12 protein-coding genes and 2 pseudogenes are annotated in these 14260 nt (G+C 58.8%); 4 read left to right on the top strand and 10 right to left on the bottom strand.

Annotation, left to right across the window (positions count from 1 at the left end; all coding sequences use genetic code 11):
- The 3 genes and pseudogenes from WAO69_RS05665 to WAO69_RS05655 all read right to left on the bottom strand — a co-directional run.
- A pseudogene (locus WAO69_RS05665) lies at positions 1 to 256 on the bottom strand (DDE-type integrase/transposase/recombinase); the annotation flags it as partial.
- 443 nt (positions 257 to 699) lie between these two features.
- The gene (locus WAO69_RS05660) at positions 700 to 1248 is read right to left on the bottom strand and encodes a YaeQ family protein (protein ID WP_422177081.1); all 549 of its coding nucleotides are present in this window, start codon (positions 1246 to 1248) and stop codon (positions 700 to 702) included.
- A gap of 128 nt (positions 1249 to 1376) precedes the next feature.
- The gene (locus WAO69_RS05655) at positions 1377 to 1709 is read right to left on the bottom strand and encodes a DUF2322 family protein (RefSeq protein WP_422177080.1); all 333 of its coding nucleotides are present in this window, start codon (positions 1707 to 1709) and stop codon (positions 1377 to 1379) included.
- 320 nt (positions 1710 to 2029) lie between these two features.
- Between WAO69_RS05655 and dctP the strand changes: the two genes are divergently transcribed.
- From dctP to WAO69_RS05635, 4 genes are read left to right on the top strand one after another with little or no spacing between them, the layout of a single operon-like run.
- Entirely contained in the window at positions 2030 to 3007 is a 978-nt protein-coding gene (gene dctP, locus WAO69_RS05650) for a TRAP transporter substrate-binding protein DctP (protein ID WP_422177079.1), read from the top strand.
- Positions 3008 to 3012: 5 nt separating this feature from the next.
- On the top strand, positions 3013 to 3525 hold the full coding sequence (locus tag WAO69_RS05645) for a TRAP transporter small permease (RefSeq protein ID WP_422177078.1): 513 nt from the start codon (positions 3013 to 3015) through the stop codon (positions 3523 to 3525).
- 6 nt (positions 3526 to 3531) lie between these two features.
- On the top strand, positions 3532 to 4806 hold the full coding sequence (locus WAO69_RS05640; RefSeq protein WP_422177077.1) for a TRAP transporter large permease: 1275 nt from the start codon (positions 3532 to 3534) through the stop codon (positions 4804 to 4806).
- Positions 4785 to 5690 (top strand): isocitrate lyase/PEP mutase family protein, encoded by a 906-nt coding sequence (locus WAO69_RS05635; RefSeq protein ID WP_422177076.1) that lies wholly within the window; start codon positions 4785 to 4787, stop codon positions 5688 to 5690. Before WAO69_RS05640 ends, WAO69_RS05635 begins: the two co-directional genes overlap by 22 nt.
- 22 nt (positions 5691 to 5712) lie before the next feature.
- On the opposite strand, the gene WAO69_RS05630 is transcribed toward WAO69_RS05635, so the two are convergent.
- The 7 genes and pseudogenes from WAO69_RS05630 to WAO69_RS05600 all read right to left on the bottom strand — a co-directional run bounded on the left by WAO69_RS05630 (position 5713) and on the right by WAO69_RS05600 (position 14090).
- Positions 5713 to 6813 (bottom strand): mandelate racemase/muconate lactonizing enzyme family protein, encoded by a 1101-nt coding sequence (locus WAO69_RS05630; RefSeq protein ID WP_422177075.1) that lies wholly within the window; start codon positions 6811 to 6813, stop codon positions 5713 to 5715.
- A gap of 10 nt (positions 6814 to 6823) precedes the next feature.
- Entirely contained in the window at positions 6824 to 8440 is a 1617-nt protein-coding gene (locus WAO69_RS05625; RefSeq protein ID WP_422177074.1) for a GMC family oxidoreductase, read from the bottom strand.
- Position 8441: 1 nt separating this feature from the next.
- Positions 8442 to 8594: pseudogene (locus tag WAO69_RS05620) on the bottom strand (ABC transporter permease); the annotation flags it as partial.
- A gap of 15 nt (positions 8595 to 8609) precedes the next feature.
- Positions 8610 to 9926, bottom strand: a complete 1317-nt coding sequence (locus WAO69_RS05615) for an NAD(P)/FAD-dependent oxidoreductase (protein ID WP_422177073.1) — start codon at positions 9924 to 9926, stop codon at positions 8610 to 8612.
- Positions 9927 to 10313: 387 nt separating this feature from the next.
- Positions 10314 to 11561, bottom strand: a complete 1248-nt coding sequence (locus WAO69_RS05610; protein WP_422177072.1) for an NAD(P)/FAD-dependent oxidoreductase — start codon at positions 11559 to 11561, stop codon at positions 10314 to 10316.
- Between the two features lie 159 nt (positions 11562 to 11720).
- Positions 11721 to 12395 (bottom strand): hypothetical protein, encoded by a 675-nt coding sequence (locus tag WAO69_RS05605; protein ID WP_422177071.1) that lies wholly within the window; start codon positions 12393 to 12395, stop codon positions 11721 to 11723.
- Positions 12396 to 12704: 309 nt separating this feature from the next.
- The gene (locus tag WAO69_RS05600) at positions 12705 to 14090 is read right to left on the bottom strand and encodes a DUF3179 domain-containing (seleno)protein (protein WP_422177070.1); all 1386 of its coding nucleotides are present in this window, start codon (positions 14088 to 14090) and stop codon (positions 12705 to 12707) included.
- Positions 14091 to 14260 lie beyond the last annotated feature (170 nt).

Below are 14260 nucleotides of genomic sequence, written 5' to 3'. Positions count from 1 at the left end.
TCAGTGCATCGACGCAGAACTCGGCCTCCAGCGTGTTCGAGATACGCCAGGCCAGAACCTTGCGCGTGTGCCAGTCCATGATGGCCGCGAGATACAGAAAGCCCCTCCGCATGGGTAAACAGATGATGTCAGCGCACCAGACTTGGTTTGGCCGATCCACCCGCAGGCCGCGCAGCAGGTAGGGGTAAGTCTTGTGACCCTTCGCTGCCTTGCTGGTGTTGGGCTTCTGGTACATTGGCATGAGGCCCACACTTGCGGCGCTTCAACCTGCCGCCGCTTCAGCACGATCTCTTCGGGTTCGTTGTACCTGCGGCATTTGTTTTTCGATGGTTGCAAAAGGCACAATCGATCCAGGCGCCACCAGTTTCGTGAAACCAGTTCTTGCATCGCCGCAAGATCAAGCATCTGCCGGGAGAGACCGGGCGACACCGACTGGGCGACAAGTGGCAACGCTTGGTGCAATGTGGGGTCGTCACATCTCGTAGCGCCGAGCATGCAGCGACGCAACTGGCGCTTTTGGCCCGAAGAGACGATTTGTCATTGGTTTCGCGCTGCGCCGCGGTTTGCCGAAGCGATTGTTGGCAAGCCACATCCGAGTGAGTTAGGCGTCACCGAATAGTCCAAGTCCGCCAACTCGGCAGAGATCAGTACATGGCGCGGCACCTTGTCTTGTCATCAACGGTCTTTGAGATCCGGTGATCAAAGATCAGCATTTTTCCATTCGACCGGAGTCACGTAGATCATGCTCTCGTCAACACTGACCATGACATCGCCGTCCTGAATGTTGACCTGCAGCCTCATCGTGCGACTTGCAAGTCTTGCCAGCGCGCTGGTGTCTTCCTCGGAAAAGTTCACAACCTGAAGGTTGCCAAACCGGGTGGTGCTGTTCTTGATCTTCTCCCACCACATGTCAGCCGTCCTGCCGCCGTAGGAATAGATGATCACCTTCCTGGCTTTGTTGCAGGATTGACGCACGACCTTTTCGCTTGGAAGTCCCAGTGCGACCCATAGCTCAAGCTCGCCACTCAAGCTTTTCTGCCAGATGTCCGGCTCGTCGTCCGTTGAAATTCCCCGCGTCATTTCCAACTGCTCATGGGCATTCAGCGCAAAAGCAAGAAGACGCACCATCAAGCGCTCATCCGTCTCGGAAGGATGTTTGGCAACGGTCAGTTTATGGGTCTCGTAATAGTGGCGATCCATATCGGAAACTGAGATTTCCACTTTGTATATCGTGGATTTTAGCGCCATGGTGTGCCCCGAAATAGCGAAGATGGTCCTGCCTAATGCGTCTTTCGACTTTGTGAAAGCAGATAAAAAAGCCCCGAACCAAGGGGGCAGGCGGCACAACCATTTACAAGCAACGCTTGCAGCGTGCCTCAAGAAGCCGAAACAAGCCGGATGCTCAACACGGCAGCGCCGTCAACGATCTCTTGCAACCGGTCGATGTTCGGATGTGCGCCAGGGCGGCTCTTTGCATCTGCCGTGTGCTCGGCGAAAACGGCGAGGCCGTGGGCCGCGGCCTCAGCATCAAGCGCACCAAAACTCTGTTGAAGATATTGATAAACGGCCAGGGATCCCTGCTTGCCCGGCTGGTTTTCAATGGACGCAACAATGCTTCCGGTCTGGTCAACAAGGTCGATGCGAGCAAGGCCTTCGATGGACGGCAGAAGCTGGAGATTACTCTTGAACGAAACAGTGGGCTGGATCATTGCCACATCCTTTTGGGCAGTTTTGGCGGATGCTTAGCAGCTTTGGTTCGCTGTCGCCATGGCATGGTTGCACCGTGCCTGCTGGCAACCGCAGCAATTCGTCGACACAAGAATGCCGGCGGCAAAAGACAGGCGCTTGCATCAAGGCAGCGGCAACTTTCGAAAATGTTCAACGTTTTGTCGGCCCGCCAAAAAAGTCGAACCGCTTTGCGCAGTTACACGGCTTGACACAGGGGGCAAGCTGTTCCTTGATGGCCTCTCGTCGTACGGGGAGGTGCGGCGCAATCGGAACAAGAAAAGACCCTTCGGAGGAGGATACCATGAAACATCTGCTAGGCGGTCTTGCCGCCGCCGCCATGCTGTCTGTCAGCCCAGCTATCGCAGACACCACCTTGCGCGTCACCCTGCAACTGCCGCTTGCAAGCCACCTTGGCCAGAACCTTCTTATGTTCAAGGAAGAGGTCGAGGCCAATTCCGACATCAAGATCGAGATTTATGACAGTGCCCAGTTGTACCGCGACAGCGAGGTGCCCGAGGCCGTCGGTGCGGGCGAAATCGAGATGGGGGTCGCATCGCTGACCCGCTACGTTGGCGAAATTCCGGCCGTGGATATCTTCTACATGCCCTTCGTTCTGAATACCGAAGAAAAGGTGCGCGCAGCCGTTGCTCCGGACTCGCCCGTGCGGCAGCCTCTGGATGCCGCGATCCGCGAAACCGGCGCGCATGTCCTGTGGTGGCAGGCGTATGGCGGCTCGGTTCTGCTGAGCAAGGACGCACCTCTGCTTGGCCCCGAAGACATGGAGGGCAAGAAGGCTCGCGTGTTCGGCAAATGGCTTGGTGAATGGGTCAGTGTTCTGGGTGGAGCGCCGACATTGATTTCCGGCTCTGAACAGTTTCTGGCCTATCAGCGGGGCACCGTCGACATCGGCATGACCGGCGTCTCGGGGGTCGTGTCGCGCAAGCTCTGGGAAGTGATGGACGCGATCACGGTCGTGAACAATGCCGATATCGAGTTCATTGTCGTGATCAACGAAGATGTCTGGGAAGGTCTGAGCGAGGAACAACGTTCGGTTCTGACGACCGCCGCCCGCAACGCCGAGACCTCGGTCCGGGACTACATGTCGGAATTCGAAGCCGATGCGTTCAAACAGGCAGAGGCAAATGGCATGATCGTCCATTACCCTTCGGAAGAGGAAATCGCCAGGTGGCGTGAAGCCTCGGCACCGGTGATCGACGCCTGGCTGGCCGAGTCCGGTGACCTGGGTCGTCAGTTGCTTGACGCAGCACAAGGCTTCTGAGCACCATGCAGGTCGTCGCTTCTTTTGTTGATTGGAGTGCCGATCGTCTGGCCCAGCTTTGCGGCTGGGCCTATTTCGCCATCGGGCTGATGCTTGGCTTTGAGGTGATTGCGCGATATTTCTTCAACGCGCCGACGATCTGGGCAGAAGAGCTGTCCCGGTTGCTGTTCATCTTTGCCACGCTGCTCGCGGCCCCCGCGCTGTTGCGCCACAATCAGCATATCCGCGTTACCGCGCTTACCGCATTGATGGGCCCTGCAGCGCAGCGCGCGGCCCGGCTGGCGGCGCTGGCCTTCGTGGTCGCATTCTGCTGCGTGCTGGTCTGGTACGGAAAGGACGCGCCGCTCAATTCCTTTGAGCGCGGGCGGTCCTCGGGCAGCATGCTGGATATCCCGGCCTGGTGGGCGCAGTCCGCCGTCCCGCTGGCCTTTGGCCTTCTGGGTCTTCAGGCTACGTTAGAATTCATCCGCTGCGCGCTTGGCGCGCCGCTCCCTGCAGACGCACATGCACCGGAATAATCCCAAGTGACCGTTTTTGCCATTTTGACAGCACTCTTCGTGCTGCTGCTGCTCGGAGTGCCGGTGGCCTTTGCCCTTGGCGGGCTGGGTGTCGTGTTGCTCATCCTGGGTGATTTCGCCCCGCGCATAGCGGCGACAGGGCTCTTGTCCTCGCTTGACAGTTTCATCCTGATCGCAGTGCCGTTGTTCCTCTTGATGTCCAATATCCTGCTGCGTGGCGGCGTCGGACGCGACCTGTTTGCCGCGGTACAAGCCTGGGTTGGCCATTGGCCTGGTGGTCTTGCGGTGGCGACTGTAATCTCTTGCGGGTTATTCTCGGCCATCTCGGGCTCGTCGGTTGCTACGGCAGGCACCATCGGGTCGGTTGCCATTCCCGAGATGACCAAACGCGGCTATCCGCGTTCATTTGTCTTTGGGTTGCTGGCGGCTGGCGGCACGCTTGGTATTCTGATCCCGCCGTCGATCATCCTGATCGTCTATGGCGTGATCACTGAATCCTCGATCCTTGATCTGTTCATGGCCGGGATCGGGCCGGGCCTTCTGCTCATGGGGCTCTTCATCGGCTATTCGATGCTTTATGCGCGGTTCTCGTCGCAGTATCGGGCAACACCAAAAGCCAGCTGGGCCGAGCGCCGCAGCACCGGCCTGAGGGCGTTGCCCACGATCGCCCTGGCCGCCCTGGTCATTGCGGGCATCTACGCCGGTTGGTTCACGCCGACCGAAGCCTCGGCGATCGGCTTTCTGGGTGCGCTGTTTTTGACATTCGTGGTGCTTCGCAGCCTTGATCTGGCCGGGCTGAAGGAGGCGGTCATGGACGGGCTGCGCGCGTCAGCGGCGATCCTGCTGATCGTTGGCTGTGCCAAGGTCTTTGGCAAGGCGATTGCACTATGGCGCATCCCGCAGGATGTCTCGACCTTCATCACCTCGAACATCGACACGATGGGCATGTTCATCATCGCGGTTGGCATTGCGCTGCTTATCATGGGGCTGTTCATGGAGGCGCTTTCGATGATGCTGATCATGATGCCTGTGCTGGCCGGGGCTGTGATGGCTCTGGACATCGATCCGATCTGGTTCGGCATTTTCTTCGTGCTCATGGTTGAATGCGCGCTGATTACACCTCCGGTTGGACTGAATCTTTACGTGATCCAGGCGATCGGGCGCGCCAGCCTTGGTGAAGTGGCGCGCGGTGCTGCACCCTTTGTGGTGATGATGCTGGCCACCGTCTTTATCATATACTGGTTCGAGGATATCGTTCTATGGCTGCCACGGGTTCTGTAACCAACCCCCAACATGCCACGCCCGCCACACGCCTCAGGGCGCGGCTGGAGACAGGCCGCCTGCTGGTCACGCCATCCTGTGGCGATGCCTTGTCGGCGCGCCTGATCGAGGATGCAGGGTTTGACGCAATGTTCATGTCTGGCTTTGCAGTCTCGGCCCATCGCATCGGTGCGCCCGATGCCGGCCTGATCTCATATGGGGAGATGCGCGATGCGGTGCGGGACATCTGCGCCGTGACCCGCCTGCCTGTGCTGGCGGACGGCGATACCGGCTATGGCAACGCGATGAACGTGCGCCGCACCGTGACGGGTTATGCACGCGCGGGTGCCGCTGCGGTGATGATCGAGGATCAGGTGGCCCCCAAACGGTGCGGGCATACCAAGGGCAAGCTGGTGGTGGATCGTGCAGAAGCCGTCGATCGCATTCGCGCCGCCGATGATGCACGCCGCGAAAGCGGGCAGGACATCCTTATCATCGCGCGCACCGATGCGCGACATGGCCACGGATTGGACGAAGCCCTGGCCAGGGCCGAGGCATTCCACGGCGCAGGTGCCGACATCCTGTTTGTCGAGGCTCCGCATTCCGAGGCCGAGATGCGCCGCATCTGTTCTGAACTGCCGGGTTGGAAAATGGCCAATATGGTCGAGGGTGGTGCCACGCCCATCCTCCCGCCTGCGCAATTGGCCGAGATCGGCTATAACCACGCAGCCTATCCGCTCACCCTCATGTCGGCAGCAATGCGCGCAATGCAGGAGGCGCTGGCCGCGCTGCGCGACGGTCATCCGCCACCGGGGCTTTTGCCGTTCGAAGAGTTGCGCCGTCTTGTCGGTTTCGACGACTATTACGATCTTGAAACGCGCTACACCGACCGTCGGCCCGATTGAGCCGGCAGTCGGTCCGCGCGGTTTACAGCTCGCTGATCTGATAGCTTGATCGCGCCAGCCAGTCCGGAGCAATCTCAACACCCCAGCCCGGAGCTTCGGTGACACGGGCGTGCCCATCCTCGATGTCATAGGGCGACTTCACGAACAACCCTTGTTGCCAGGGATAGTAATCGGGGCCTTCGATGGAGAATTCGAGGTATTTGCCGGCATTCGGAATGGCGCGCAGCAGATGCATCGTGAACAGGGTGACCAGTGACCAGTTCGCGCAATGGGGGGTCACTGGCAGACCGGCAGCCTGAGCCATCCTGACCACCCGCATCGTGCGGCATATGCCGCCAAGATAGAGGATGTCGGGCTGAACGATATCCACGGCGCGCATATCGATCATCCGCTTCCAGGTTGGCAGATCGCAATCCTGTTCGCCACCGGTCACATCAATCTCAAGCGCGTCGGTGACCTGTTTGGTCTGTTCCAGTTCCCAATAGGGGCAGGGCTCTTCATAGTGGCAAAAGCCGTTGTCCTGCAGCATATGACCGACTTCGATCGCTCGGTCGGGCGAATAGCAACTGTTGGCATCAATGAGCAGATCCACATCGTCGCCCAGCTCGCGGCGCATGGTCGGAATGATCTCTTCGGTGCGTCCGGGCCATTCGTCGGTGTTGCGCCCAACCTCTGCGCCCGCCCGCATCTTGAAGGCGTCAAAGCCTTGCGTGTCGCGCAGATATTTCAGACGTTTCGCTTCATCCGCCGGGGTTATGTCGCGCTTCATGGATGAGGCATAGGCCCGGATCAGCCCGGGCGTGCCGCCAAGAAGTTCAACCACGGGCTTGCCCTGCTGCTTGCCGCGCAGATCCCAGATGGCTGTATCCAGCCCGGCCATTGCGCGGCGCAGATAGGATCCGGGAAACTTGTGTTCGCGTTCGGTGACAATATCCAGCAGGTCATCCAGATCCGTAGTGTCCTGCCCCAGCGTCCAGGGCGCGACCTGCCGGTGCAGGACCTGACAGGTGATATCCGAATGATAGGTCGACACCTGGCCCCAGCCCTGCGCACCGTCCTGGGCGGTGACACGAACAAACCCGACCGCTTGATTGGTGAAGGTCTCGATCGATTTCAGTTTCATGAGAAATCCTTTAGCCTTTTGCATCTTCCAGAATGAGGTCGGATGCCTTTTCTCCGACCATGATCGCGGGCGCGTTGGTGTTTCCGGTTGGAATGCTGGGAAAGATCGACGCATCAGCCACCCGAAGCCCCTGCAATCCGCGCACCCTGAGGCGGGGATCGACGACCGAGCTGGCAGGATCGCTGCCCATGCGGCAGGTCGAACATTGGTGAAACACCGTCCAGGCCGTTTTGCGGATATAGGCGGCGATATCCTCGTCGCTGGCCGTGTCTTCTCCGGGCAAAAGTTCCGAGTCTATCACCGCGCGCAGTGCCGTGGTTTGTGCGATCCGGCGCATCAGTTTGGTGCCTGCCAGCATCAATGCGCGGTCATGTTCGGTATCCAGATAGTTCGGGTGCATTTCCGGAGCCGTGAAAGGGTCGGGCGAGCGGATCTGCAAATGGCCCACGCTGGTGGGCTTGCAGGGGTTGAAGCCGATGAGAAAGCCCGGGAACGGATCCGGGCTCATCAGGGGGCGCACGCCAACCGGGGCGCGGGTATAGCTGACCGGGGAAAAGTAAAGCTGCAAGTCGGGGCCGGGCGAGACGTCTGACAAGGTGATGAACCCGCCACCCTGATTGAGGCTGAGCGACAAGGGCCCCTTGCGGTTCAGCGCATACTGCAAGGCGACTTTTATCTTGCCGAGAAGGGGGCGCAATTGCTGGTTCAGGCTGGGCGCGCGCGAGACATAGAGATTGTCGCTTCCCAGATGATCCTGCAGATTGCGTCCGACCTGTGGTGCATCCAGCACCAGCGATATGCCATGATCCTGCAAGATGCGGCCGGGTCCGACACCTGACAGCTGAAGCAACTGGGGCGAATTGATCGCACCGCCAGACAGGATCACCTCGGCGCTGGCATGCGCTGTCTTCATCTGGCCGTTCTGGCGGTATTCGACGCCGATCGCGCGTGTGCCCTCGAACAGGATACGCGTGACATGCGCACCGGTCCGGATATCGAGATTGGGTCGGCGTTGCGCCGGTTTCAGATAACAGCGCGCCGCCGAAGCGCGATACCCGCCCTTTGTGGTGATCTGATAAAGGGCGGCCCCCTCCATGTCCGCACCGTTGTAATCGCGGTTGACGCCCAGGCCGGCCTGTTGGGCAGCCTCAAGATAGATGCGTGTGAGCGGATGCACCTCATCGGTGACATCATGCACCGCCAACGGCCCGCCCACGCCGCGTTCAGAGCTTGGCGGACCGTCCCAGTCTTCCATGCGCCGAAAGATCGGTTCGACATCCGTCCAGCCCCAGCCCGGTGCCGCCGCATTCCATTCCGAATAATCGTTGGGATGTCCTCGCACATAGACCATCGCATTGATCGAGCTGGACCCGCCAAGCACCTTGCCGCGCGGCCAGTAGATCGGCCGGTTGTCGAGATTGGGATCAGGTTCGGTGACGTATTTCCAGTTGACCCGGGCGTCATAGAATATCTTGCCATAGCCGATGGGCACATGGATCAATGGCGTCTTGTCAGCCCCACCTGCCTCAAGAAGCAGCACACGGAATTTGCCATCCTGCGACAGCCGGTTCGCCAATACCGATCCGGCCGAACCGGCACCGACAATCACGAAATCGAATGTGTCCAAGTCATTTCTCCGAAGGACCGCGCCCGAACAGCTGCGCCAAAACCATCATCAACGATGTCACAGGGACCATGATCGTCGATATTGCAGCGATAGTCGCATCAATCTGGTCGCGCAAGGCGTTGAACATGTTGCGTGTCAGGGGCGGGTTGTCGCCGTCTGGTTTTTTCGTTCAGCCCATGGCGGCGGCGCGCTGTGTCTGGCGGCGATCCTGCCTGCGATACCAGGCAACTGTTGCCGGGAGGAACCAGGGGTTCCCGCTGTAAAAAGGGCGGGTCGGGTTCGGCAGGTCGTCCAATGCGGTTTTCCCCTCGGCCAGACCCAGGACCTTTTGTCCCAGGCGCTTGCCAAGATAGCTGGCCATGGAAACCCCCGAGCCGCAGTAGCCCATGGCGTAATACATGCCATCATGTACCCCGGTATGTGCCAGTTCATCGAAGGTATAGGCCACGCGTCCCATCCATGAATGGGTCACACCATAAGACGACAGTTGCGGAAAGATCCGGCACATGTCGGTGAACAGCTTTGGTCCGCTGATGGATGTATCGGTTTCGTTCGCTGACACGCGCCCACCGAACAACACGCGTCTGCCATCGGGAGAGGTCCGGTAATAGTAAACCACCTTGCAGGTGTCACTGGCGATCCGGTCCATGGGAAAAAGCTCGGCCATCAACTCCCGGGGCAGGGGTTCCGTTGCGATGATGTAGCTGCCGATCGGAATGACCCGTCGCTGATGCCAGGGCGTCACGCCGGTGGTGTACCCGTTTGTCGCGAGGATGACATCGCGCGCACGTACCTCGCCCTTGGTGGTCGTCAGAACAAATCCTGATGCATCGCGTGAGATATCGGTGACAGCGCAATGGCCGACCACATGCGCCCCGGCCTGCAGCGCCAATGACAGAAGGCCGCGGTGATACTTTGCCGGGTTGATGGAGGCGTGGCGCGGAAAAACGACCCCGCCGTAATAAGCATCCGATCCAAGTTCGCGCCTTTGTTCCGAACGTGGAACGGCAAAGGCCTCGATACCTTCTGTCCGGCTTAGTGTTTGCGCGCTTGCGGCGATCTCTTCGTAATGCGCTGGGGTGTGCGCCGCATGAAATCTGCCATTGCGGCGAAAATCGCAATCCAACCCCTCGCTCGTGACAAAATCGCCGATCCACTCAAGGGCCGTTTCACCTTCCTTGCGGATCGCGCGGGCGCGTTCGATGCCATGGCGGGCGGCAAGTTTCTCCAGTGACGGCTTGATGCTGGTGCTGATCTGACCGCCATTGCGTGTGCTGCAGCCCCAACCGGGATCCTGCGCGTCCAGAACCATCGTAAGCCTGCCGCCGCGCGCAGTTTCCAGCGCTGCGTGCATGCCTGTGTATCCTGATCCGATGACAACGACGTCAGCCGTTTGCAGGGGCGCATCCGGCAAATGCGGAGGTTCTGGCAGGTCATCCAGCCAAAACGGATCATGTTTGCAATCCGACCACGAGACCTTACTCAAGTCTGTCTCCCTTCCGACCAAGTCACAGCGAGCACATGCGCCGCGAAAAAAAACAAAACCCGCGGCTGACAGTCAACAGATTGACGTTAGGAAGGCAGATTGATTGAATCAATGAATTGTTTGTTGTGCCGGCACTCGAATTGTTTTTGGCCACATCAAGTTTCTGCCCACGTCCGTGAAACTTCGCCATCTTGAAGTGTTCGACGCGCTTATCGAGGCCGGTTGCGTATAGCGTGTGGCAAACCGAACCGATGCTTCCGCTCTTGGGTTGGTGCGGAGACATTGGCAGATCTTCCTACGCCAACTGATGTCCCCGCGGACCGTTGACCAACCGCTTGTCGTGACCTTCGTGATGGCTCTGCGCGCAGGAGTAGAGAGCGGAGGGTCTCAGCCAGACGCGTAGGGGCGATCAGGCCGGAATGGTGCCAAGTCGATATTGGGCTGCCGCCCTTCGGCAAGTTCCGTAACGATACGCCCCGTGATTCCGCCAAGCGTCAGTCCAAGATGCTGGTGACCAAAGGCATGAATGACCCGTTGGGACGTCGCGCTCTGTCCGATCACCGGAAGAGAATCCGGCATCGTTGGCCGGTATCCCAGCCAATGGCTGGAGGGGTCTGGCATCGGGCCGAACATCTCTTTTGCTCTGCGGGCAAGATAGGAGACCCGGTTCTGATTGACGGGTTTGTCGAGATTGTCGATTTCAACAGTCCCGGCCAGACGCAACCCCTTGGCCATGGGAACGGCATAAAACCCGCCCTCGGACCAGCCGATCGGCCGATTGATCCTGTGGCCTTCCATGGCATAGAGGACGTGATAGCCGCGTTCCGTTCCAAGGGGCAGTCTTTCGGTTCCTGCGCCCGAAATCTGTCCGGAAAACGCACCGGACGCGACGACGACATGGCCCGCCTGCAAGGTTTCATCACCGACCCTTAGTTCAACACTTTCGCCATGGGCCGTGACCCTTGACACTTTTGCCGCGATTGTCTGTCCGCCAAGCTGGGCAAATCGCGCATGCATGCGCTGAATGAGTTGCTCGGGATCCCGGATATGGCGCGCTTCGGGGAAAAACACCGCGCGTTCGATCGGCAGTTCCAGGCCTGGCTCCATCGACCTTGCCTCTTCGGTGGTCAACTCTACCAGATGAATGCCGTTGCTCCTGCGTTGCCTGATGCCGCCTTCGGCCCCCTCGGCTCCCGACTTGCTGGACCAGACAGACAGTTGACCGTTTTCGACCACAAGATCCTCGGCACTGGCCGCCGCGATCAAGGGATTGAGCCCGGCGTCCGCATGCGCCAGCAAAGCGGCGAGGTTGCGCGAGATGGCTTGTGAGCGTTTCGCAGAGCAATTCGCAAGGAAGGATAACATCCAGCGTGGATTTTTCAGGGCGTGCGTATAGGAAATCGTGAGCGGGCTGTCCTTGCCGAACAGAAGGCGGGGCAACCCAAGCAAGATGGACGGATCGTTCACCGGCATGCAAGCATAGGTCGCGATCGTGCAGGCGTTGCCCGAGCTTGTTCCCGAGCCCGGTGGGTTCGGATCGGCCAAGAGAACCTTGTGACCGCGCATTTGCGCCCAAAGCGCCGTGCTGGTTCCGACAATGCCCGCCCCTGCGATCGCGATGTCAAAGTCTCTCACAATGTCGACCCTACTGAAGTGCTGACCTCTTTGCTCATAAGGCTGAGCATGGGCAGAGACAACATCGCGTAACCGGGCAGGCACAGCCGCCCGGTCAACATGGTCGTAATCGCCGAGCCATGCAGCGGCCGAGAACAGCCGCTGCGTGACGTCATGCCATCAGAGGCCTGGCAAGAGATCCAGAAGCCCGCGTTGTCCGAAAGTGGCACCACGGTCCACACCGAAATCCAGACGCACGCCAAAGCCCAAAAACGCCTCCGAACCGGCAAGGCCAAGCGCATTTGCATCAAGGCTGCCCAGTTCGGCGTAATAGTTCGCGGGACCTATGGATTGATACTCGACACCAAATGCCCAACGGGTCAGATCAAAGCCCAAATCCGAATCTACAAAATCGACGCCTGCGCGCAGTTGAAATGCGTCCGAGATGTAGTGAGCGAGATCAAAGCCATAGATGTTGGCATCGATACCTTGGCTGTCGCCTGTCGAAAAATAGGCCTCTCCGGCGGTTGTGTTGGAAAAGTCAAAGCCTGCTTCCACACCGAAAACGTCACCGTTTCCACCAGCCAGGTTGTCGCGCGCATAGAACACACCCAGCGATGTCGCGTGATTCACATGATAGATCGCGTGCAAGCCGATATTCGTGCCCGAGTCATTGATGAAACCGAAATTGTAGGTGCCGATGTCCATCTGCATCGCGAAGTTCTGATCGAAACCCAGTTCCGCTTGTCCGCGCAGCGCAAGGCGTGACACGTCCGTATCATCCAGGAAGGCAGAATACCCGAAGTCGGCAGACCCTCCTGTAAACTCGGCGGCATGGATGTTTGGTGCGTTCATGAACAGGGCGCATAGCCCAATTGTAATTGTTTTTTTCATTTTGAACCCGAAACCTCAGTTGATGGTCAGTATTGCCTGACTCTTCACACCTTCCACTATATCAATCAGGGAAAAGGTATTGAATCATCAATATTTTTTCGGCGTTCCCTGTTGCCATTCAGGCACAAGTTTCCACAGGTTTCCAACCTGACCAAGGGCGGCAAATCCGTCTGGTTGGATCAAAGGCGAGTTGTTCTCCGGGCTTTCTGTTCTGACGGTACTGCGGCGCAAAGGTTGGCGGGTGCTATCGAGATGCGCGCCTTGCCAGCCCTAGCGCGTCCAAAGCGCGGTTCCGGGATGGAATTGCGACCAGGCAAACCAGAAGGCCTGATGGCTCCCAAGATCCGAGCCATCCGCATCGACGGCCCTTATGCCCCCAGCATCCAGTTCAAGACGCACGTTCTCATAGGCGATCCGGGCACCGTTCTTCAAAGCAAGTAATGCGGTGCTTCTCTGAAAGGCGACAGGTTTTCCCGACGCGGTGACGACACCAATGACGTCCTCATGAACGGGAAGACGCGGATCGACATCGCCGACCGGAAAGATCGGCCCATTCGCGTCCCGGCCATTGCGGAAGTCGAAATTACGACCAAGGGCAAGTTCTTCGACCAGAACCGTGGTCTCGGGATGTTCGGCTTTCCAGGTTCCCCAATCGGTGGTGATGACGGTGGCTTGTTCAAGCTTCAGGTTCTTTTCGGCCAATGGACCGGTGACCGCATGACCAAGGAACGTATCAAAGACCGAATAGGTATTCACATCGTACATGACCTTGTTTGATCGGATCAGCAGGCCGGATGTGCGTAGAATTGGGCGCTCGATCCCAGCGGGTAGCCCGTCGGTAAAATAGGCCTGCGCCGCACCGCATAGGGTGCAATAGGGAATGCCCAGGTGGCGGCCACCCAAGGTGTCGTTCACCATCTCGCGCACTTCCATGATCCGACGCGGATAAGCGCGAAACTCACCGTTAACCTCGATGCCGAAAACGATATCGTCATCCTTCAGCCAAGTGGCCTCTGCGGCGCTGCTCACCTCGGGATTGTCAGCGGCGGGAATGCAGTTACAGCCTGCTTTGGTTCTGTTGTAGGGGCGATCATCGATCAGGACGCCACCCCAGGAAACCAGCCGCCAATCGATGTTCCCTTCAACGAATATCCGCTCCCAACCTGGCACGAAATTGGTGAAGATGGCGCGCTTGGCCTCAAGATATCCGGGGTAGGACGGAATATCCCATGCGATCAGATGGTCGGTAATCTCTCCCCAGCGGTGCGGCGTTTGAAGATCGATCTCCAGCAGTCTGGCGGCCGCTTCGGCAAGAGCGTCATCGAATTCTTCGCGCCAGGTAAAGCGCATCATGTCGCTGATGATCCAGGCCAACCGGGGGTCGCCGGATTGCGCGATCTGCTCCAATGCGCTGGCCTGATCGCTGCCCCAGTCAGACCGCGCAAGGCTGTCGATGAAGACGATGCGCACAGCCGCCTGCAAATCCTGTGAAATCAGGCCTTCCGGTATTGCCGGTGGTTGGCCGAACTGCGCAATCACATAGTCTGGTTGCGGTTTGGCCTCTTGGGCTTGCAAGGCACCAAACTGGAGCAGGGTCAGCGCAGCTATTGATACTGTCAAAACCCCGCTTCGAAATGCGGCATGTAGCACTCTCATGGCCTTGTCCTTCGCGTTTTCACTTTGTCCGAAGACATACTCGTCACCGCAGCATCCACCTCTGACGTTCCGGACACACCGCGCATGTTCACTCAGTTCACCTGACGACGGTGTGTCAGTGTCATTGTCGAACATTCAATCGAAGCGCGGCGCACCGCCAATCACGTTGC

Source organism: Aestuariivita sp. (assembly GCF_049276915.1).
In the GTDB taxonomy this organism is placed as follows: domain Bacteria; phylum Pseudomonadota; class Alphaproteobacteria; order Rhodobacterales; family Rhodobacteraceae; genus Aestuariivita.
This window is presented reverse-complemented; position numbering and strand designations above follow the sequence as displayed.

Bases quoted from the DNA above. Each gene is read 5' to 3' on its own strand.
- dctP (WP_422177079.1), top strand. From the start codon at position 2,030: ATGAAACATCTGCTAGGCGGTCTTGCCGCCGCCGCCATGCTGTCTGTC.
- WAO69_RS05645 (WP_422177078.1), top strand. From the start codon at position 3,013: ATGCAGGTCGTCGCTTCTTTTGTTGATTGGAGTGCCGATCGTCTGGCC.
- WAO69_RS05660 (WP_422177081.1), bottom strand. From the start codon at position 1,248: ATGGCGCTAAAATCCACGATATACAAAGTGGAAATCTCAGTTTCCGAT.
- WAO69_RS05655 (WP_422177080.1), bottom strand. From the start codon at position 1,709: ATGATCCAGCCCACTGTTTCGTTCAAGAGTAATCTCCAGCTTCTGCCG.
- WAO69_RS05605 (WP_422177071.1), bottom strand. From the start codon at position 12,395: ATGAACGCACCAAACATCCATGCCGCCGAGTTTACAGGAGGGTCTGCC.
- WAO69_RS05630 (WP_422177075.1), bottom strand. From the start codon at position 6,813: ATGAAACTGAAATCGATCGAGACCTTCACCAATCAAGCGGTCGGGTTT.
- WAO69_RS05600 (WP_422177070.1), bottom strand. From the start codon at position 14,090: ATGAGAGTGCTACATGCCGCATTTCGAAGCGGGGTTTTGACAGTATCA.
- WAO69_RS05635 (WP_422177076.1), top strand. From the start codon at position 4,785: ATGGCTGCCACGGGTTCTGTAACCAACCCCCAACATGCCACGCCCGCC.